This window comes from Knoellia flava TL1, from assembly GCF_000768675.1.
Taxonomy (GTDB): Bacteria; Actinomycetota; Actinomycetes; order Actinomycetales; family Dermatophilaceae; genus Knoellia; species Knoellia flava.
This window is the reverse complement of record NZ_AVPI01000039.1, coordinates 1-19,232: the sequence shown is the minus strand read 5'-3', so window position 1 is coordinate 19,232 and position 19,232 is coordinate 1. Positions and strand designations below refer to the sequence as shown.

Sequence of the window (19,232 nt, the reverse complement as noted above, 5' to 3'; positions counted from 1 at the left end):
CGGGTTCGCGGGGCACGGTGGGCCCGGGGGCAACGGCGGCGCGGGTGGCCGCGGGCGCGACGAACGCGGGTTCGTCCGCGGCGGTCGACCTGGCGGGGGAGCGACCCGGGCCGAGGTCATCGCCCAGCTCGACCGCGACGGGCTGCTGCCGGCGATCACCTTCATCTTCAGCCGGATGGGCTGCGAGGCCGCCGTCGGGCAGCTGCTCTCGGCCGACACGCGGCTCGTCCCGCAGCGCGAGGGCGAGCGGATCCGGCGGCACGTCGAGGAGCGGATGGGCTCGCTCGCGGACGAGGACCTCGGCGTCCTCGGCTACTTCGACTTCGTCGAGGGCCTGTCGCGCGGCTTCGCCTGCCACCACGCCGGCATGCTGCCGCTCTTCCGCGAGATCGTCGAGGAGCTCTTCACCGCCGGTCGCATCCGGGCCGTCTTCGCCACCGAGACCCTCGCCCTCGGCATCAACATGCCGGCGCGCACCGTCGTCCTCGAGAAGCTCGTCAAGTTCAACGGGGAGGCCCACGTCGACGTCACCCCGGCCGAGTACACCCAGCTCACCGGTCGTGCCGGCCGCCGCGGCATCGACTTCGAGGGGCACGCGGTCGTCCAGTGGAGCCGCGGCCTCGACCCGATCGCCGTCGGTGGTCTGGCCTCGACGCGCACCTACCCGCTGCGCTCGAGCTTCCGGCCGACCTACAACATGGCGGTCAACCTCGTGGCGCAGGTCGGACGCGAGGTCGCCCGCGACATCCTCGAGACGTCGTTCGCGCAGTTCCAGGCCGACCGCGCCGTCGTCGGGCTCGCCACGAAGGTGCGTCGCAACGAGGAGGCCCTCGAGGGCTACGCCGAGGCGATGCACTGCCACCTCGGCGACTTCCGCGAGTACGCCGGGCTGCGCCGGGCCATCGCCGACATGGAGAAGGACGGCGCGAAGCAGCGCTCGGCGAGCCGGCGTGCCGAAGCCGCCCTCAGCCTCGAGAACCTCAAGGTCGGCGACGTCGTCAAGGTGCCCGCCGGCCGCCGCGCGGGGTGGGCCGTCGTCGTGCAGTCGGCCAGGTCGGGCAAGGGGACGCCGAGCGGCCCAGGGGTCGTCACCGAGGACCGCCAGTTCCGCCGGCTCACGCTCACCGACGTGCCGGAGCCGGTGGAGGCGGCGACCCGGATCACCGTGCCCAAGCACTTCAACCCGAAGTCGCCGAAGTCCCGCCGTGACCTCGCGACGACGATGCGGATCGCCGTGCCGCACGACCCGCCAGCGAGGTCGGCCAGGGAGGCAGGGCGCGAGGCGGCCCAGGAGAACGACCGCCTCGCCCATCTGCGCGCCGAGCTCAAGGCGCACCCGTGCCACCAGTGCCCCGAGCGCGAGGACCACGCCCGCTGGGCCGAGAGGTGGCACCGCCTCAAGCGCGAGACGTCCGGCCTGCAGCGCAAGGTCGAGGGACGCACGAACAGCGTGGCCCGCACCTTCGACCGCATCTGCGTCGTCCTGCGCGAGCTGGGCTACCTCGACGACGACTCGGCCGTCACCGACCGCGGCGAGCGGCTGCGCCGCCTCTACACCGAGCGCGACCTCCTCGCCGCCGAGTGTCTGCGTCGCGACGTCTGGAAGCGCCTCGACCCGCCCGGTCTGGCGGCCTGCGTCTCGACCCTCGTCCACGAGCCGCGCCGCGAGCAGGTCGACCCGTCACCGCGCATGCCGAACGACGACGTCTCGACGGCCGTCACCGAGATGCAGCACCTATGGAGCGAACTCGACGACCTCGAGGAGCGGCACGGGCTCGAGACCACCGAGGCGCCCGACGGCGGCATGGCGTGGATGGTGCACCGCTGGGCGAGCGGCGAGTCGCTCGACACGGTGCTGCGCGGCCAGGACATGGCGGCCGGTGACTTCGTCCGGCGGTGCAAGCAGATCGTCGACCTGCTCGGTCAGGTCGCTGACGCGGCGTCCGACGGCGAGCTGCGCCGGACGGCGCGCAGGGCGATCGACGGCATGATGCGCGGCGTCGTCGCCGCCGACCGCCTCGACTGAGGAGGGTTGCGGCTCAGGGGATCTGGAGGGCGGAGAGGACCCGGTTGATCGGGTTCGTGATGCCGTAGGTCGACGCGAGCTCGCTGAGCAGCCGCGTGTCGGCCACCGACGTGGGCAGCGCCGTGTCGACGTCCGCGACCGGTGCGTCCCGGGCGACGCGCACCACCCGCGGTGCGACGTCGAGGTATGCCGTCGCTGCCTCGAGGTTGGCCCGACGGGCTCCCTTGAGGGCTGGGTCGCCGTCCTCGATCGCCTTGCGCAGACCGTCGAGGTCGCCGTAGGTCGCGATGAGCTGGGCGGCGGTCTTGTCGCCGATGCCCTTGACGCCGGGCAGTCCGTCGCTCGTGTCGCCGCGGAGGATCGACATGTCCGCGTAGGCGTCACCGGACGACACGGCATACCTCTCCTCGAGGTAGGCCTGCGTGCCGAGGTCCGGCTCGCGGACGCCGCCCTTGCCGGTGTAGAGGACGCGGACCGCGTGCTCGTCGTCGATGAGCTGGAGGAGGTCGCGGTCGCCGGTGACGACGTCGATCGGCATCGTGCCGCGGTGGCGCTCGACGAGGGTCCCGATGACGTCGTCGGCCTCGAAGCCGTCGGCGCCGAGCCGGGCGATGCCGAACGCCGCGAGGGCGTCGGCGATGAGCGGCACCTGCGGCGCGAGGTCGTCGGGCACCTCCTCGGCGGCGGTGTCGTCGGAGGCGGGGTGCGCCTGGTCGGGCACGTCGCCGGCGGCCGGGGCCGGGGCGTCGGCGCCCGCCCCCGCGACGCGGTGCGCCTTGTAGCTCGGGATGAGGTCGACGCGGAACTGCGGGCGCCAGTCGTTGTCCCAGCAGGCCACGAGGTGCGACGGCTGGTGGGCCGTGACGAGGGTGGCGATCATGTCGAGGAAGCCGCGCAGCGCGTTGGTGGGGTGCTCGTCGGGGGAGGTGCGCTGGTCGGGCACGCCGTAGAACGCCCGGAAGTAGAGCGAGGCGGAGTCCAGCAAGAGCAACTTTTGAGTGCGGTTTGCGACGTCAGGCATGTGGCGAGCCTAGGTGAGAGGCACATGGTTGCGAGAGCCCCGACGTGCCTGGCTGCGTTGGTCCGTGACGGCATACTTCCGGCATGACTGGCTTGGAACGGGCGCGTGCCGATCTTGCACGGGGTGATGCCCGCAAGGCCCGGGACCGGCTCAAGGGTCTGGTCGCGACGTTCCCGGACAGCGTGGAGATCCGTGGTTTGCTGGCCGAGGCCTATCGGAGGGATCGCCAGTTTCCGGAGGCCGGTCGTTGGGGTTACCTCGTCGGCGACGCGGCGACTGACGCCGAGCGCCGGGCTTTCGAGAGGCACGCTGGATTCGGCTGGCGAGGTCGCATTACCGAGTCACGCCTACGGCGCTTGTTGCGGACAGACGAATTGGCTGTGATCGCCGATGACGATGGGCGCGGAATGCTTCGGACGCTGCCATCTCGTCGGCATCCCGACCGCCCAGACGGTCTCGGGGCTGCGCTGGCGCGGGCAGTGGCGACACTTCGAGCCGCGTTGACGTGGCGCTGAGCTGGAGCGAGGCGGAGTCGAGGAGCAGCAGCCGGTCCGTCGTCATGGCGGCAGCCTAGTCAGCCGGTCCGACCGGCCCCGGCGTCAGATCGCGCCGGCCACGGTGCCGGTGAGCCACACGCCGAACGCCAGCAGGAGGAGCGCTCCCACGACGACGTCCCACAGGGTCCGGGGTGAGCCGCGGCTGATCCGGACGAGCCGGACGACAAGGGTGACGGCGAGGACGAGGGCAGTCAGCGGTGCGAGGGCGATGCTCCCGAGGATGAGGGTGAAGTCGTGAGCGGTCAGGGTGCAGCCGAATCCGAGCCCTTCGCACTGGCCGTCCGGGTTGCGATCCGGCGCCACGAGCAGCCCGGCACCCCAGAGGACCCACAGGACCACGAGGGTGGCGAGGACGATGAGCGACCCGCGCGGCCTCCTCGACCTCGCGGGCGCCTCCGTCGTGCTCGTCGGTGTGGTCATGCCAGCCATCGTGCCCTGTGGAACTAGGGTTGGCAGCGTGGAGGACCTGGACCGCAAGATCGTCGACCAGCTCTCGACCGACGGCCGGATGAGCTACACCGACCTCGGACGGGCGCTCGGCATGTCGACGTCCGCGGTCCACCAGCGCGTGCGCCGCCTCGAGCAGCGGGGGATCATCAAGGGCTACACGGCCCGGGTCGACCACGCCGCGATCGGTGTCGCGATGACGGCGTTCATCTCGATCACCCCGCTCGACCCCGCGGCGCCGGACGACATCCCGGACCGGCTGCGCGACGTCCCCGCCGTCGAGGAGTGCCACTCGGTGGCAGGTGACATGAACTACGTCCTCAAGGTCCGCGTCGCGACGCCGCTCGAGCTCGAGGAGCTGCTCGCGACGATCCGCTCCAAGGCCAACGTGTCGACCCGCACGACGGTCGTCCTCTCGACCCCCTGGGAGTAGGGTTCGGCGGCCTCTGTGGAAAAGCCCGCGGCGGCTTCGGGCGATCCGGGCAGCATCGGCCCATGACCTTCGAGAACCTGCCGGCCAACCTCCGTGAGCTCGCCCTCGACGACCCCGTCCTGCGGGCCGACGCCGTCGACCTCTTCGTCACGCATGCCGACCGGGAGTCGGGCTGCGTGATGCTGCTCCTCCTCGACGAGGGCCACCGGGTCGAGAGCCCGGTCGTCATCGGCGAGATGGGCCGCCCGACCGCCGAGCAGCTCGGCCTTGTCGTCGACCGCGTCGTCGCCGAGCTGCGGCCGCCCGCGCTCCTCGTCGCGCTGGGCCGCGGCGGGTCCCCGCTCTTCACCGACGGTGACCGGGAGTGCCACCAGGTGCTCGTCGACGGCTGTCGCGACGTGGGTGTCGAGCTGCTCGCGACCTACGTCGTGACGCCTGGCGCCGTGCGCGAACTGCCCGACCACCTGCGCATCGCGTCCTAGCACCCACGTCGGGCGGTTCAGCGCTGGACCCGCAGCCGACTCAGCGTCGCGAGGGCAGGGTGAGGATCTCCGCGCCGTCCTCGGTGATGGCCACCGTGTGCTCGGTGTGCGCGGTGAGGCAGCCCGTGGCGCTCCGCAGCGTCCACCCGTCGGCGTCGGTGATGAGCTCGGCGGTGTCGGCCATGACCCACGGCTCGAGCGCGAGCATCAGGCCCGGGCGGAGCCGGAAGCCGCGTCCGGGCCGCCCGGTGTTGGACACGTGCGGGTCCTGGTGCATCGTCGAGCCGATGCCGTGCCCGCCGAACTGCGTGTTGACCGAGTAGCCGGCATCGCCGAGCACCGTCCCGATGGCGTGCGAGATGTCCCCGATCTTCCCGTCCGGTCGTGCCGCCGCGATCCCGGCCTCGAGCGCGCGCCTCGTGGCGGCGATGAGCGCCTCGCCCTCGGGCTGCGGTGCGTCGCCGACGATGAACGTCACCGCCGCGTCGGCGGCCACGCCACCCTTGAGCACGGCGAGGTCGAGGGTCAGGACGTCGCCGTCGGCGAGGGCGTAGTCGTGGGGGAGCCCGTGGAGGACGGCGTCGTTGACCGACGTGCAGATGTAGTGCCCGAAGGGCCCGCGACCGAACGACGGCTCGTAGTCGACGTAGCAGGACTCGGCCCCGGCCTCGAGGATCATCTCCTTGGTCCAGGCGTCGACCTCGAGCAGGTTCGTCCCGGGAACCGCGCGCTCGCGCATCGACTGGAGGATGTCGCCGACGAGCGCGCCGGTGACGCGGGCCCGGGCCACCTCGGCCGGGCTGAGGATCTCGATCATGGGGGCAACCCTGTCACGACGCGCGTCGGGCGATCGGCGCCAGGGTGGCACCGGTGGCCCGCACGAGGTCGTCGGGGCTCAGCTCCAGGTCGAGCCCGCGCCGTCCGCCCGACACGAGCACGCTCTCGTGCGACGACGCCGAGTCGTCGAGCACGGTCGGCAGGGCCCGCTTCTGGCCGATGGGGGAGATGCCGCCGACGACGTAGCCGGAGCTGCGCTCCGCCGTCGCCGGGTCCGCCATGCCCACCTTCTTGACCCCGAGCGCGGTCGCGACCGCCTTGAGGTCGAGCGTGGCGTCGACCGGCACGATGCCGACCGCGAGCCCACCGCCGGTGTCGACGAGCAGCGTCTTGAAGACCCGCGCCGGCTCGACGCCCAGCGCCTGCGCCGCTTCGAGACCGTAGGACTCGGCCGCAGGGTCGTGCTCGTAGGCGCGGACGGCATACGCGATCTTCGCCTTCGTCAGCGCGACCGTCGCCTGCGTGCCGACCGAGCCACCGCGGTCCTTGCGTCCCATGACGCGAGCGTATGCCGGTCGCTCACTCGCGCGTCGTGAAGGTGCGCACGAGGGCGGCCGAGCCCGAGAGCACCGCGACGACGACGCCGTAGACCGTCGCGGTCGTCTCCAGCCCGAGCTCGGGCGCCGCGAACCCGGCGGCGACGGCCGGCAGCCCGAACGCGAGGTAGCTGACGACGAAGACGCTCGAGAAGAGCTCGCCGCGCTGGTCGGGGCCGACGGTCGGCGTGATCGAGCGCATGATGCCGAGGAACGACGTCCCGAAGCCCGACCCCGCGACGACCGCGGCGAGGAGGAAGCCGACCAGGGACCCGGCGTGCAGAGCGACGAGCGTGAGCACCGTGCCGAGCGCGAGCATCGTCGTGCCGTAGATCGTCACCGCGCGCGGGGTGCGGTTGCGCCAGAGGTAGCAGCTGAGCGACCCGGTGCCGGTGAGCACGGCGACGACCGAACCCTGCGCGAGGTGCGAGCCTCCGCCGAGGAGCTGGCCCACGATGGGAGCCCCGAGCGAGAGGTAGAGGCCACCCGTGGCCCAGCCGGCGAAGAGAGCCGGGGCGCTCCTGCGGAAGGCAGCGCGAGCGGGCACCGGGATCCCGACGCGTGGTCGCAGCGAGCCGGCCCAGCCGTCGTGACGGGGCGAGGTCTCGGGGAGAGCCAGTGCCGCGAGGGCAAGGACGGCATACACGGCCGTGAGCGTGGCGAAGACGAGCGGCAGGGCGTTCGAGGGCTGCGCGTCGAGCACCGCGCCGGCGACGAGCGCGCCGGCCGCGAGGCCGAAGAGGGGCGTCACGCTGTTGAGGGTCGCGGCCAGACCGGGGCGCGACTCTGGCTCGAGGTCGGTGACCGCGGCCGTCATCGTCGAGAGCAGCAGGCCGGCGGCCACGCCCTGCACGACCCGGGAGACGAGGAGCATCGTGACGCCGTCGGAGTGCCAGAAGCCGACCATGCTGGCGGCGAGGACGGCGAAGCCCACGGCGAGGACCGGTCGGCGGCCGACGTGGTCCGAGAGCGAGCCGGTGACGAGCAGCGTGGCGAGCAGGGCGAGGGCGTAGACACTGAAGATCGTAGTCATCGTGCCCGCGGAGAAGCCGATCTCCTGCTGGAGCACGGGATAGAACGGCGACGGCGCACTCGCTCCGACCATCATCGCGACGACGGCGGTGAGTGCGAGGACGAAACCCGGTCCCCGGCCCAGTCGCAGACGCGATTCGGAGTCCCCGTCGCCGCGCCCGGCCGGTGCCCGGTCGACGTCCTCGTCCGTGCTCGTGCGAATACTGGTCGTGCTCATGGGGACCTCTCGGACGATTCGTCGGTACGAGAGGAGAAGAACCCCGGGCGACCTGTGCGCATTCCGCCCCCCACCCCATGACGCACGGAGACGGGCCCCGACCTCGGTGAGGTCAGGGCCCGTCGGTGGTCGGCGAGTGCCGGCTCAGTCGAGGTCGCGCGCGGAGGCGTCCCGGCTTGCACCGGCACCGGCGAGCGCCGCGGCATGGACCTCGTCGACGTCGGTGTTGGAGCGCCACCACTCCTGCCCGGCCTCGGGGAGGGTGTAGATCGGGTCGTAGTAGACGTACTCGCGCGACAGCGCCTGCGCGTCCTCGCCCTCGATCGAGGTGCGGTAGTTCTTGCGCCAGAAGGACATGCCCTTGTCGCGGTCGTAGCTGTCCACCTGGTGCACCCAGCGCTTGCCGACGAACGGCACGTCGCAGACGATGCGCGGCGTCGCGAAGCCGGGGAGGTAGCCCATGATCGAGTGCTGGAGGTGCTGTGCCTCGTGCAGCGCGAGGCGCCAGTGCTCCGAGAACGGGATCATGTCGCACATGTAGAAGTAGTAGGGCGTGATCATCGCCTCGTCCTGGAGGGCGAAGCAGAGGTCGAGCAGGTCCTCGCTCGTGTCGTTGACCCCGCGCATGAGGACGCCCTGGTTGCGGACGTCGCGCACGCCCGCCTGGAGCATCGCCTTCGCCGCGTCGGCGACGAGCGGCGTCACCGAGTTCGCGTGGTTGACGTGCGTGTGGATCGCGAGCGAGACGCCGCGCGAGCGGGCCAGCGCCGACACGCGGGCCACGCCCTCGACGACGTCGTCCTGGAGCCAGTGCTGCGGCAGCCCCATGAGCGCCTTGGTCGCGAGGCGGATGTCGCGGATGTTGTCGATCCGGAGAAGCTTGTCGAGGAAGCCCTCGAGGTTCTTCCACGGCATGTTGGCGACGTCGCCACCGGAGACGACGACGTCGCGCACCTGCGGGGTCCGCTGGAGGTAGTCGAGCATCGCGGCGTGGCGGTCGACCGGCTTGCCGGCGAGCTTGAGCTTGACGATCTGGGGCGTCGAGTTGCCGACGAGGTCCATGCGCGTGCAGTGGCCGCAGTACTGCGGGCAGGTCGGCAGCATCTCGGCGAGGACCTTGGTGGGGTAGCGGTGGGTGAGCCCCTCGACGGCCCACATGTCGTGCTCGTGAAGGCTGTCGCGCGCCGCGAAGGGGTGCGAGGCCCAGTCGGTTCGGCGGTCGCTGAAGACGGGGAGCATGTAGCGGCGGACCGGGTCGGCGAGGAACGCCTCGGTGAAGGCCGCGCCGGCAGCCGGCATCGAGCCGTCCGCCCACGTCATCTCGCTCACCATCGTGTTGAGCATCTGCGGCGGGACGAGCATCGACATCGTCGCCCGCTCGGCCTGGTCGCGCTCGAGGTCGGCGTAGAAGTCCTCGGTGAGGAGGTCGCCCATGAGGTCGCGCAGCTGGCCGACGTTCTTCACGCAGTGGGCGCGCTGCCACTGGGCGTTGGCCCATTCAGCAGCGGTGACGTCGCGCCACCCCGGGAAGCGGGTCCAGTCGGGCTCGACGAGCTCCCTGCGCCGGTAGACGTAGGGCTGCTCGATGTTCGTCGTCATGTCTGCGAGGATACGGACAGATCACTCGCTCGTCACATTCATGCCGCAATATTTCTTGCTGCGTGTCGTCAGACAGGAGAACTTGCGTGCCCGCCACGGTCTCGTCCCGCACCACCACGTCGTCGCCTCTCGGTGTTCACCGGGTCCTCGAGCCCGCGGGGGAGTCGCTGCCCCAGGCTGCCCGGGTCCTCGACGCGAGCCCGGAGATCTGGGACGACGAGGTCCGCATCGACGTCGAGACCCTCAACCTCGACGCCGCCTCCTTCCGCCAGCTGCACGACAAGCACCACGGGGACGGCGACGCGATCCGCGCCGAGGTCCTCGAGATCGTGCGCTCGCGCGGCAAGATGCAGAACCCCGTCACCGGCAGTGGCGGCATGCTCATCGGCACCGTGGCCGAGGTCGGCCCGCGCTCCACGCTCGGCCTCACCGTCGGTGACCGCGTCGCGACCCTCGTCTCGCTCTCGCTCACCCCGCTGGCGATCACCGACGGCCTCGTGCGCTGGGACGGGCTGGGGGAGCGGGTCCCGGCAGCCGGTCACGCGGTCCTCTTCGGTCGCTCGATCGCCGCGACGCTTCCCGAGGACCTCTCGCCCGAGCTCGCGCTCATGGTGATGGACGTCTGCGGCGCACCTGCGCTCGTCGCCAGGACCGTCCGCTCGTATGCCGGCCGCGCGCCCTCCGGTGATGCCTCGCCTGCTGCTGGGGGTCCCTCGGTCGTCGTCCTCGGCGGTGCCGGCAAGTCGGGTTCGCTCTCGCTCGCCGCCGCCGACGACGCCGGGGCGACCCGTCGCGTCGCCGTCGTGCGCGACGACGCCGAGGCGGCCCTGCTCGAGGGCACCGACCTGGCGACCCACGTCGTCGTCGCCGACGCGCGCAGTCCACTGGGTCTCAGCGAGGCCCTCGCCGGGGTCGGTGGACCAGCCGACCTCACCGTCGTCTGCGTCGACGTCACCGGGTGCGAGCAGCCCGCCATCCTCGCCACCGCCGAGGGCGGCACGGTGATCTTCTTCTCGATGGCGACGAACTTCGCCGCCGCCGCGCTCGGAGCCGAGGGCCTGGCCGCCGACGTGACGATGCTCGTTGGCAACGGCTACGTCCCGGGGCACGCGGCCTACGCGCTCGACCTGCTGCGCGGCACGCCGTCCGTGCGCGCCCTGTTCGAGGGCCGCCTCGAGGACTAGCACGGTAGTTTCGGCGGTGTGGTGACGAGCATCTACATCGCGGGCACGGAGGCGCAGTCGGGCAAGTCGGCGGTCGCAGTGGGACTGCTCGACCAGCTGGCCCGCCGTGCCGGCCGGGTCGGCGTCTTCCGGCCCATCGTGCGCGCCGGCGCTCCCGACGAGCTCGTGCGCACGCTGCTCGCGCAGCTGCCGGGCACCCTCACCGAGGAGCGCGCCTGCGGGGTGACCTACGACGAGCTCCACGCGTCGCCGGAGCGGGCCATGGGGGTCATCGTCGACCGGTTCCACGACGTCGCCCACGACCACGACGTCGTCCTCGTCGTCGGCTCCGACTTCACCGACGTGGCCGCCCCCACGGAGTTCTCGGTCAACGCGGCCATCGCAGCCAACCTCGGCTCGCGCCTTCTCCTCGTCGTCCCGGCCGGCGACCACGACCCGGCCGAGGTGGCGACGACGGCGGAGATGGCGGTCGCCGCCGCGCGCGGCGTCCACGCCCACGTCACCGGCGTCGTCGCCAACCAGGTCTCACCGGATCTCCTCGACGCCACCCGGGAGCGGCTCGCCTCGCGGGTGGCCGTGCCGGTCCAGGTCCTGCCCGAGACCCCGCTGCTGCGTGCGCCCACAGTCGGCGACCTCATGGAGGCCTGCGACGGCCGGCTCGTCCACGGCGACCCGGCCCGGCTCGACCGCGAGTGCATGGGCCTCGTCGTCGCGGCGATGACGATGCCCCACGTCCTCGACCGCCTCATCGAGGGCGGCGTCGTCATCGTGCCGGGGGACCGGGAGGACGTCGTCATCGGCGTCCTGCTGGCGCACCGCTCCAAGACCTTCCCGACCCTGTCGGGCATCGTCCTCAACGGTGGGTTCCCGCTGCCCCCGCAGGTCGAACGGCTCATCGAGGGCCTCGACGTCGTCCTGCCCGTCATCGCCACCGACGGCGGCACGATGGCGACCGCGAGCCGCCTCGGCGCCGCCCGCGGCCGGCTCACCCCGGACTCGGGGCGCAAGCTCGCCGCCGCCGTCGCCCTCATCGAGCAGGGTCTCGACGCCCAGGAAGTCCTCGGTCCCCTGGTCACGGCCGGCCCGGGCGAGACCGGCGGGGGCGTCGTCACCCCGCTCATGTTCGAGCACCGGCTCGTCGAGGCGGCGCGCGTGGCGGACTCCCGCATCGTCCTGCCCGAAGGCGCGGAGGACCGGATCCTCCTCGCTGCCGACACCGTGCTCACCCGCGGTCTGGCCCGGCTCACCCTCCTCGGCGACCCGGACATCATCGCGGCGAACGCGGCGCGCCTCGGTGTCGACATCTCCCGGGCCGAGGTCGTCGACCCGGCGACGAGCCCGCTGCGCGAGCGGTTCGCGGCGACCTACGCCCGGCTGCGCGAGCACAAGGGCGTCACCCTCGAGCAGGCCCGCGACAGGGTGCTCGACCCGTCCTACTTCGGCACGATGCTCGTCCACGAGGGCCTCGCCGACGGCATGGTGTCGGGGTGCATCACGACGACGGCCCACACGATCCGGCCCGCGCTCGAGATCGTCCGCACCACGCCCGACGTGTCCGTCGTGTCGAGCGTCTTCCTCATGTGCCTCGCCGACCGGGTGCTCGTCTACGGCGACTGCGCCGTCAACCCCGACCCCAGCGCCGAGCAGCTCGCCGACATCGCGATCTCCTCGGCCCGCACCGCCGAGCGGTTCGGCATCGAGCCGAGGGTGGCGATGCTGTCCTACTCGACGGGTGAGTCGGGCAGTGGCGCCGACGTCGACAAGGTCCGGGCGGCCACCGCCCTCGTCCACGAGCGCGCGCCCGAGCTCCTCGTCGAGGGACCGATCCAGTACGACGCCGCCGTCGACCCCCACGTCGCCGCGACCAAGCTCAAGGACAGCCCGGTCGCCGGACGGGCGACCGTCCTCGTCTTCCCCGACCTCAACACCGGCAACAACACCTACAAGGCGGTCCAGCGCAGCGCCTCCGCCGTCGCGATCGGTCCGGTGCTACAGGGCCTCAACCGTCCGGTCAACGACCTGTCCCGCGGTGCCCTCGTGCGCGACATCGTCAACACCGTCGCCATCACCGCGATCCAGGCAGGCGCCTGATGTCGCCGCGCCCGGTCCTCGTCGTCAACGCCGGCTCGTCCTCGCTCAAGTACTCCGTCCTCGACGCCGAGTCGGGGGAGACCGCAGCGGAGGGCATCGTCGAGCGGATCGGCGGCACCGGACGGCTCAAGCACACCCGCGACGGGGAGACCACCGAGCAGGAGGTGACCTGCAAGGACCACGCCGAGGCGCTGGACGCGGTCCGACAGGCCCTGCGCGAGCACGGGCCCGACCTCGCGACCCTCGACCTCGTCGCCGTGGGTCACCGGGTCGTCCACGGAGGTCCCGACTTCACCGAGCCGGTGCTCGTCGACGACGACGTGCTCGACGCAGTCGAGGCCCTCGTGCCGCTCGCCCCGCTGCACAACCCGGCGAACCTCGAGGGGATCCGCAGCGCGCGAGAGGCGTTCCCCGACGTGCCCCAGGTCGCGGTCTTCGACACCGCCTTCCACCAGAGCCTGCCGCCCGCCGCCCACACGTATGCCGTGCCACGGGAGTGGCGCGAGCGCCACCGGGTCCGCCGCTACGGCTTCCACGGCACCTCCCACCGCTACGTCTCGCGGCGCACGGCCCAGCTCGTCGGACGGCGCCCGGAGGAGTGCAACGTCGTCGTCCTCCACCTCGGCAACGGCGCGAGCGCCTGTGCCGTCCGGGAGGGGCACAGCGTCGACACGTCGATGGGCCTGTCGCCGCTCGAAGGGCTCGTCATGGGCACCCGCTCGGGCGATGTCGACCCGGCGCTGGGCGCCTACCTGGAGCGGGTCGCGGGACTCGACGGCACGGCATACGACACCGCACTCAACAAGGAGAGCGGGCTGCTCGGCCTCGCCGGCGTCTCCGACCTGCGCGAGGTCGAGTCCCGACGCGAGGCGGGCGACGAGGACGCGGCGCTCGCGGTCGACGTCATGGTCCACCGCCTCCGGAAGTACGTCGGCGCGTATGCCGTCCTGCTGGGTCGCGTGGACGCCATCGCCTTCACCGGGGGCATCGGCGAGAACAGCAGCCTCGTGCGGGCCGAGGTCGTCGGCGGGCTCGGGATCCTCGGCGTCGAGCTCGACGCCGACGCCAACGCGGCCGGTGAGCCCGAGCGTCTTGTGACGGCGCCGGCGAGCCGCATCCCGGTCTGGGTCGTGCCCACCGACGAGGAGCTCGAGATCGCCCGCGCATGCCTCGCCGTGCTCGACGCTCAGGGCAGCCGGTAGACCGAGACGTGTGACCCGGACTGAGAGGTGAACGGCGCGCCGGCCCAGTCCGCGTGCCGTGACTCGAGCTCCATGCCGGCGAGCCGCGCCATGAGGTCGAGCTCGGACGGCCAGACGTAGCGGTGGGGCGTGAAGCCGATGCGCGCCTCGCGCCGCTCGGGCCCACGAGCCTTCGGGTCGAACCGCACGTGGTGCGACATGAGCCGCTGGGTGGCGGTGTCGATCGCGTCGAGACCGACGTAGCCGTCCTCGACAGCGAAGACCTGCGCCGGCGCGGTGGGCGAGACGCCACGCAGGTCCGGCACCCAGAGCTCGATGACGAAGCGTCCGCCGGGGGAGAGGTGGGCGGCGGCGTTGCGGAAGCACTCGACCTGGGCCTCCTGGGTGAGCAGGTTGGCGATGGTGTTGAAGACGAGGTAGACGAGCGAGAACTCGCCGTCGACCCGCGTCGTCGCCATGTCGCCGTGCACGGCGGTCACGGCGTCCGAGCCCTCGGTCTGCGCCAGCTGGTCGAGCATCGGCCGGCTGGCCTCGATGCCCGTGACGGGCACACCGCGACGGGCGAGCGGGATCGCGACCCTGCCGGTGCCGACGGCGAGCTCGAGGGCGGGGCCGCCCGCGGCGAGCCCGACGAGCCGGTCGACCGTCGGGTCGAGGACCTCCGGTGACGACATGCCCTCGCCGGGGGTGTCGTAGGTGGTGGCGGCCTGCTCGTCCCAGAGCTCGTCCTGGGTGAGGGAGTCGAGGCGGGTGAGGTCGATCGTCATGCGACCCACCCTGTCGGCGCCCGTCCGTGCCGGGCAACCGGATTTCGGCGCGAACCGACCTCGCTGTGACGATCTTGCGGGCACGAGCCGCTGCTGCGAAAGAATCGGCGGCGCCGTTGATAGTGTGCCGTCGTGTCTTCACGTCCCCGCCCCCTCCTCGAGCTCGACCGGGCCGACGTCCGCCGGGCCCGCTCGCTCGCCCGCTCCGTCGGGAAGCCCGTCGTCCGGATCGCCAACCGGCACACGACCGTGTCTGTCGAACGTGCGACGCTGCGCCTCGCCGGCCTCTCCGGCGCCGACCACGAGCGGGTGCCGTGGGTCAACCACCTCGTCGACGCCGTCCGTGAGGGTGCGGGCCTCGAGCACGGCGTGACCCTCCCCGTGTGGGACGCCCTCCGGCGCGGGGAGGCGCCCGACCTGCTCACCCTCGCCCAGAAGGCGAGTAGCCGGTCGGTCGACTTCCGGGTCCCCGAGGGCAAGGAGGCCACGGCGGCAGCGAAGCAGTCGCGCACGGCGGTGGCGGCCGGCATACGGCGGATCGACCGGCAGCGCGCGTCCCGGGACCGGCTCGTCAGGCGCCACGGCGACCCGAAGCAGCGCCCCTGGATCTACCTCATCGTCGCCACCGGGGACATCTACGAGGACATCCCGCAGGCGCAGGCCGCCGCGCGCGAGGGCGCCGACGTCATCGCCGTCATCCGCTCCACGGGACAGTCGCTCCTCGACTACGTGCCCGAGGGCGCCACGCGCGAGGGGTATGCCGGCACCTACGCCACCCAGGAGAACTTCCGCCTCATGCGGGCCGCGCTCGACGAGACGAGCAAGGAGGTGGGTCGCTACATCCGGCTCACCAACTACGCGAGTGGGCTGTGCATGCCCGAGATCGCGACGCTCGCCGGGCTCGAGCGGCTCGACATGATGCTCAACGACTCGATGTACGGCATCCTCTTCCGCGACATCAACCCGATCCGCACCTTCGTCGACCAGCGGTTCAGCCGCCAGATCCACGCGCGCGCCGGCATCATCATCAACACCGGAGAGGACAACTACCTCACGACGAGCGACGCCGTCGAGGCCGCGCACACCGTCACCGTGAGCCAGCTGCTCAACGAGTACTTCGCCAAGGAGGCCGGGCTCGAGGACTGGCAGCTCGGCCTCGGGCACGCCTTCGAGATCAACCCCGACCTGCGCGACAGCTTCCGGATGGAGCTCGCCCACGCCCTGCTCGCGCGCACGCTCTTCCCGGACGCGCCGCTCAAGTGGATGCCGCCGACGAAGCACATGACCGGCGACGTCTTCCGCGGCAACCTGCTCGACGGGTTCTTCAACCTCGTCGGCGCCCTCACCGGGCAGGGGATCCTGCTCGTCGGCATGATGACCGAGGCCGTCGTCACCCCGTGGATCTCCGACCGCGACATCGCCCTCCAGAACGTCCGCTACGTCCTCAACGCCGCCGGGGGGCTCACCGAGGACTTCCACCCGCCGCGCGACGGGTTCATCCAGACCCGGGCCCGCCAGGTGCTAGGCGAGGCGATCGACCTGCTCCAGCAGATCGCCGACGAGCCCGGGAAGGCGCCGCTGCTCGAGGCCATCGCCGACGGCACCTTCGGCGAGATGAAGCGGCCGGCGACGGCCGGCAAGGGCCTCGACGGCGTCGTCGAGCGCGCCGACGGCTACGACAACCCCGCGATCACCCTCCTCGAGGAAGGGAGCACCCGATGAGCGCCTCGACCCACGGCGCCGAGGTCACCGAGATGCCCTCGGTCATCCGGCCCTACGGCGACCAGACCGGCGACGGCATGGTCCAGGTGTCCTTCACCCTGCCGATGCCCAACGGCAAGCGGGCCGAGGGCGCCGCACTCCAGCTCGCGTCGAAGATGGGCATCGAGCCGGCTCTCGTCGTCCACGCCAAGGCCATCGGCGACGGCTTCACCTTCTTCGTCGTCTACGGCCCGGTGAAGCACCTCGTCGAGCCCGGTCTCGTCGAGGTCGTCGAGCGCGAGTTCCCGCTGCTCTCGGGCAAGGAGATCAACACCGCGATCAAGCGCCACCTGCGCCGCAAGCTCGTCGTCGTCGGCGCCTGCATCGGCACCGACGCCCACACCGTCGGCATCGACGCGATCCTCAACATCAAGGGCTTCGCGGGGGAGAAGGGCCTCGAGTACCACCGCGAGATCAAGGTCGTGAACCTCGGCGCCCAGGTCCTCATCCCCGACCTGGTCGAGCGCGCCCGCGCCGAGAAGGCCGACGCCGTCCTCGTCAGCCAGGTCGTCACCCAGCGCGACGCCCACATCCACAACACGACGGCGATGTCGGCGGCCTTCCGCGAGGCGTTCCCCGCGGGCAAGGTGCCGCACCTCGTCGTCGGCGGGCCGCGCTTCGAGGAGGGCTCGGCCGGCGCCCTCGGCGTCGACCGGATCTTCGGGCGCGGGACGACCCCCGGCGAGGTCGCGAGCTACCTCGTCCACGCGCTCGTCGCGCCTCGCGCCGCCGCCGGCCAGAGCAAGGGAGCATGAGCACCATGAGCGAAGCCACCGTGGGGCGCACGGTCACCCACCGCCGCTACGTCCCCTACAGCCACGCGCACTACGCCGGTAACCTCGTCGACGGTGCCTACTCGCTCGCCGCCTTCGGTGACGTCGCCACCGAGATGTGCATCGTCACCGACGGCGACGAGGGACTCTTCGCGTCCTACAGCGACGTCCAGTTCCTCGCCCCCGTGCGCGCCGGCGACTGCATCGAGATCGAGGCGACGCTCGTCCGGGTCGGCACGCGCAGCCGCGAGATGGAGTTCGCCGTGCGCGTCGTCGCCCGCGGCAACCCCGAGCGCGGCGAGTCCGCTGCCGACGTCCTCGACCCGCCCGTCGTCGCGACGACGGCGCGCGGTGTCGTGGTGGTGCCGCCGCGCTGATGCCGGTGACCTACGGTGGCTCCGTGCCGCCGAGAGTCCCGTATGCCGTTCGCGCCCTTCTCGCGGTCGTCCCCGGGGTCCTGCTCTGGCTCGCGTTCCCCACGCACGACCTCTGGTGGCTCGCGCCCGTGGCCGTCGCGCTGCTCGGTGCGGTGACGATCGACGTAGGTGGACGTCGCGGCTTCGTCTTGGGGCTGCTCGCCGGATGGGCCTTCTTCGTGCCGGTGCTCTCCTGGTCGGGGATCTACGTCGGCAAGGTGCCGTGGTTCGCCCTCGCCACCCTCGAGGCGCTCTACCTCGCCCTCATGTGCGCCGTCGTCGGATTCGTCGGGCAGCGCCTCCGTCCTCGCTGGGGCGACTCGGCGTATGCCGTCATCCCCCTTGCGTGGGTGGCGCAGGAGCTCGCTCGGGGGACGACGCCGTTCGGTGGCTTCCCGTGGGCGCGGCTCGCGTTCAGCCAGGCCGACAGCCCGCTCGCCAACGTGGCGCAGTGGTTCGGCGCGCCGGGCGTCACCTTCGCCGTCGCCGTCGTCGGCACCGAGCTGCTGCTCGCGGCCAGCGTGGCGCGCAGTCAGCCTCGGTTTGCCGCGGTGCAGCTGGGGCTCAGCGTCTTCTTCGTCGCCCTCATCGGGGTGCTGCTCGTCCCGCCGGTCGACGGGCGACAGGTCACCGTGGCCATGGTCCAGGGCAACGTTCCCCGCCCGGGCCTCGACTTCAACGCCGAGCGCCGCGCCGTCCTCGACAACCACGTGCGCGGCACCGAGCGGGTGGGGGAGCGGGTGGCGTCCGGCGACCTCGGGGAGCGCATCACCGAGCCACTCAGCCTCGTCGTCTGGCCCGAGAACTCCTCCGACATCGACCCCATCCGCAACCCCGACGCAGCCGCGCAGGTGCAACGTGCCGTCTCCGCCGTGGGCGTGCCCGTCATCGTCGGCGCAGTGCTCCAGGAGCCGCAGCCCGATGTCTCCAACGTCTCGCTGCTCTACCGGCCCGGGGGAGGTGAGCCCGAGCGCTACGTCAAGAACCACCCCGTGCCGTTCGCGGAGTACATCCCCTACCGCTCGTTCTTCAGGAACTTCAGCGACAAGGTCGACCTCGTCACCAAGGACTTCGCCAAGGGCACCGATCTCGGGGCGTTCCGGGTCGACGCACCCTCTGGTGGCTACTGGGCGCTGCCGACGATCTGCTTCGAGGTCGCCTACGACGGGCTCATGCGCGAGTCCGTGACCCAGCCGGGCAAGGACGCCGGGCTCATCCTCGTCCAGACGAACAACGCGACCTTCGGCTACACCGCCGAGTCCGAGCAGCAGTTCGCCATCTCGCGGATCCGGGCCATCGAGCACGGTCGCTCGGTGGCCCACGTGTCGACCGTGGGCGTCTCGGGCTTCATCGCCCCCGATGGCTCCGCGAGCGGCAAGACCGGCCTCTTCACCGCCGAGCAGCGCGTCGGCTCGGTCGCCATCCGCACCGACCGCACCCTCGCCGACACCCTCGGCCCCTGGCCCGAGTGGCTCGCCTCGGCGGCGCTGCTCGTGCTGCTGGGCTACACGGTCGCCGTCGGCCGAGGCGCTAGGGTCGGACGACCCGAACCGGCGCGACCCCGAAGGACTGTCGTTGACTGAGCGTCCCACCCTCGAGCGCGTCGTCGTGCTCATCCCGACCTACAACGAGCGCGAGAACCTGCCGCTCATCGTCGAGCGCGTCCGCCGGGCGGTGCCGGAGGTCGACGTCTGCGTCCTCGACGACAGCTCGCCCGACGGCACCGGTGAGGTCGCCGACGAGCTCGCCGCCGCCGACGACCAGGTCCACGTCCTGCACAGGGCGGGCAAGGAAGGGCTCGGAGCGGCCTACCTCCACGGCTTCGCCTGGGCCCTCGAGCAGGGCTACGAC

19 protein-coding genes are annotated in these 19,232 nt (G+C 72.0%); 12 read left to right on the top strand and 7 right to left on the bottom strand.

The features are described from left to right. Nucleotides 1–2,026, top strand: a 2,026-nt coding sequence (locus N798_RS12320; RefSeq protein WP_035948889.1) for a DEAD/DEAH box helicase, incomplete at its 5' end; no start/stop codon positions are given. A gap of 13 nt (nt 2,027–2,039) precedes the next feature. Here the strand turns inward: N798_RS12320 and N798_RS12315 are convergent. Further along, nucleotides 2,040–3,047, bottom strand: coding sequence for a 5'-3' exonuclease (locus N798_RS12315; protein ID WP_035948888.1), 1,008 nt, complete (start codon nt 3,045–3,047; stop codon nt 2,040–2,042). A gap of 83 nt (nt 3,048–3,130) precedes the next feature. Between N798_RS12315 and N798_RS18175 the strand changes: the two genes are divergently transcribed. Then, nucleotides 3,131–3,562, top strand: a complete 432-nt coding sequence (locus tag N798_RS18175) for a DUF6584 family protein (RefSeq protein WP_156971727.1) — start codon at nt 3,131–3,133, stop codon at nt 3,560–3,562. An 84-nt stretch (nt 3,563–3,646) separates the two neighbouring features. Here N798_RS18175 and N798_RS12310 read toward each other — a convergent pair whose 3' ends face one another. Continuing rightward, nucleotides 3,647–4,024 carry a hypothetical protein gene (locus N798_RS12310; RefSeq protein ID WP_035948887.1) on the bottom strand — a complete coding sequence of 126 codons (378 nt, stop codon included), beginning with the start codon at nt 4,022–4,024 and terminating at the stop codon, nt 3,647–3,649. Between the two features lie 37 nt (nt 4,025–4,061). On the opposite strand from N798_RS12310, the gene N798_RS12305 reads away from it, so the two are divergent. Together N798_RS12305 and N798_RS12300 are read left to right on the top strand one after the other, a co-directional pair. Continuing rightward, nucleotides 4,062–4,484, top strand: coding sequence for an Lrp/AsnC family transcriptional regulator (locus N798_RS12305; protein WP_035948886.1), 423 nt, complete (start codon nt 4,062–4,064; stop codon nt 4,482–4,484). Nucleotides 4,485–4,546: 62 nt separating this feature from the next. Beyond that, nucleotides 4,547–4,966, top strand: a complete 420-nt coding sequence (locus N798_RS12300) for a hypothetical protein (RefSeq protein WP_035948885.1) — start codon at nt 4,547–4,549, stop codon at nt 4,964–4,966. Nucleotides 4,967–5,006: 40 nt separating this feature from the next. On the opposite strand, the gene map is transcribed toward N798_RS12300, so the two are convergent. The 4 genes from map to N798_RS12280 form a co-directional block, all read right to left on the bottom strand. Continuing rightward, on the bottom strand, nt 5,007–5,783 hold the full coding sequence (map, locus tag N798_RS12295) for a type I methionyl aminopeptidase (protein WP_035948884.1): 777 nt from the start codon (nt 5,781–5,783) through the stop codon (nt 5,007–5,009). 13 nt (nt 5,784–5,796) lie between these two features. After that, complete coding sequence (gene ybaK, locus N798_RS12290) at nt 5,797–6,300, bottom strand: Cys-tRNA(Pro) deacylase (RefSeq protein ID WP_035948882.1); 504 nt, start codon at nt 6,298–6,300, stop codon at nt 5,797–5,799. A gap of 22 nt (nt 6,301–6,322) precedes the next feature. After that, entirely contained in the window at nt 6,323–7,588 is a 1,266-nt protein-coding gene (locus N798_RS12285) for an MFS transporter (RefSeq protein ID WP_084100638.1), read from the bottom strand. A 144-nt stretch (nt 7,589–7,732) separates the two neighbouring features. Further along, nucleotides 7,733–9,187, bottom strand: coding sequence for a KamA family radical SAM protein (locus N798_RS12280; protein WP_035948881.1), 1,455 nt, complete (start codon nt 9,185–9,187; stop codon nt 7,733–7,735). Between the two features lie 86 nt (nt 9,188–9,273). Between N798_RS12280 and kdd the strand changes: the two genes are divergently transcribed. From kdd to N798_RS12265, 3 genes are read left to right on the top strand one after another with little or no spacing between them, the layout of a single operon-like run. Next, nucleotides 9,274–10,371 (top strand): L-erythro-3,5-diaminohexanoate dehydrogenase, encoded by a 1,098-nt coding sequence (gene kdd, locus N798_RS12275; protein WP_035948880.1) that lies wholly within the window; start codon nt 9,274–9,276, stop codon nt 10,369–10,371. 18 nt (nt 10,372–10,389) lie between these two features. After that, on the top strand, nt 10,390–12,462 hold the full coding sequence (gene pta, locus N798_RS12270) for a phosphate acetyltransferase (protein WP_035948879.1): 2,073 nt from the start codon (nt 10,390–10,392) through the stop codon (nt 12,460–12,462). Beyond that, nucleotides 12,462–13,664: an acetate/propionate family kinase gene (locus N798_RS12265; protein WP_035948878.1), complete on the top strand. Its 1,203-nt coding sequence runs from the start codon at nt 12,462–12,464 to the stop codon at nt 13,662–13,664. The genes pta and N798_RS12265 overlap by 1 nt, the downstream gene beginning before the upstream one ends. Here the strand turns inward: N798_RS12265 and N798_RS12260 are convergent. After that, nucleotides 13,649–14,431: a class I SAM-dependent DNA methyltransferase gene (locus N798_RS12260; protein ID WP_035948876.1), complete on the bottom strand. Its 783-nt coding sequence runs from the start codon at nt 14,429–14,431 to the stop codon at nt 13,649–13,651. The genes N798_RS12265 and N798_RS12260 overlap by 16 nt on opposite strands. 132 nt (nt 14,432–14,563) lie before the next feature. On the opposite strand from N798_RS12260, the gene kamD reads away from it, so the two are divergent. The 5 genes from kamD to N798_RS12235 all read left to right on the top strand — a co-directional run. Next, the gene (kamD, locus tag N798_RS12255) at nt 14,564–16,153 is read left to right on the top strand and encodes a lysine 5,6-aminomutase subunit alpha (protein WP_035948875.1); all 1,590 of its coding nucleotides are present in this window, start codon (nt 14,564–14,566) and stop codon (nt 16,151–16,153) included. Next, nucleotides 16,150–16,947, top strand: coding sequence for a lysine 5,6-aminomutase subunit beta (gene kamE, locus N798_RS12250; RefSeq protein WP_035948874.1), 798 nt, complete (start codon nt 16,150–16,152; stop codon nt 16,945–16,947). The genes kamD and kamE overlap by 4 nt, the downstream gene beginning before the upstream one ends. A 5-nt stretch (nt 16,948–16,952) precedes the next feature. Continuing rightward, nucleotides 16,953–17,342, top strand: a complete 390-nt coding sequence (gene kal, locus N798_RS12245) for a 3-aminobutyryl-CoA ammonia lyase (protein WP_035948892.1) — start codon at nt 16,953–16,955, stop codon at nt 17,340–17,342. Between the two features lie 23 nt (nt 17,343–17,365). Then, on the top strand, nt 17,366–18,964 hold the full coding sequence (gene lnt, locus N798_RS12240) for an apolipoprotein N-acyltransferase (protein ID WP_229708263.1): 1,599 nt from the start codon (nt 17,366–17,368) through the stop codon (nt 18,962–18,964). Then, nucleotides 18,951–19,232, top strand: a 282-nt coding sequence (locus N798_RS12235; RefSeq protein ID WP_198030745.1) for a glycosyltransferase, incomplete at its 3' end; no start/stop codon positions are given. The genes lnt and N798_RS12235, both read left to right, overlap by 14 nt.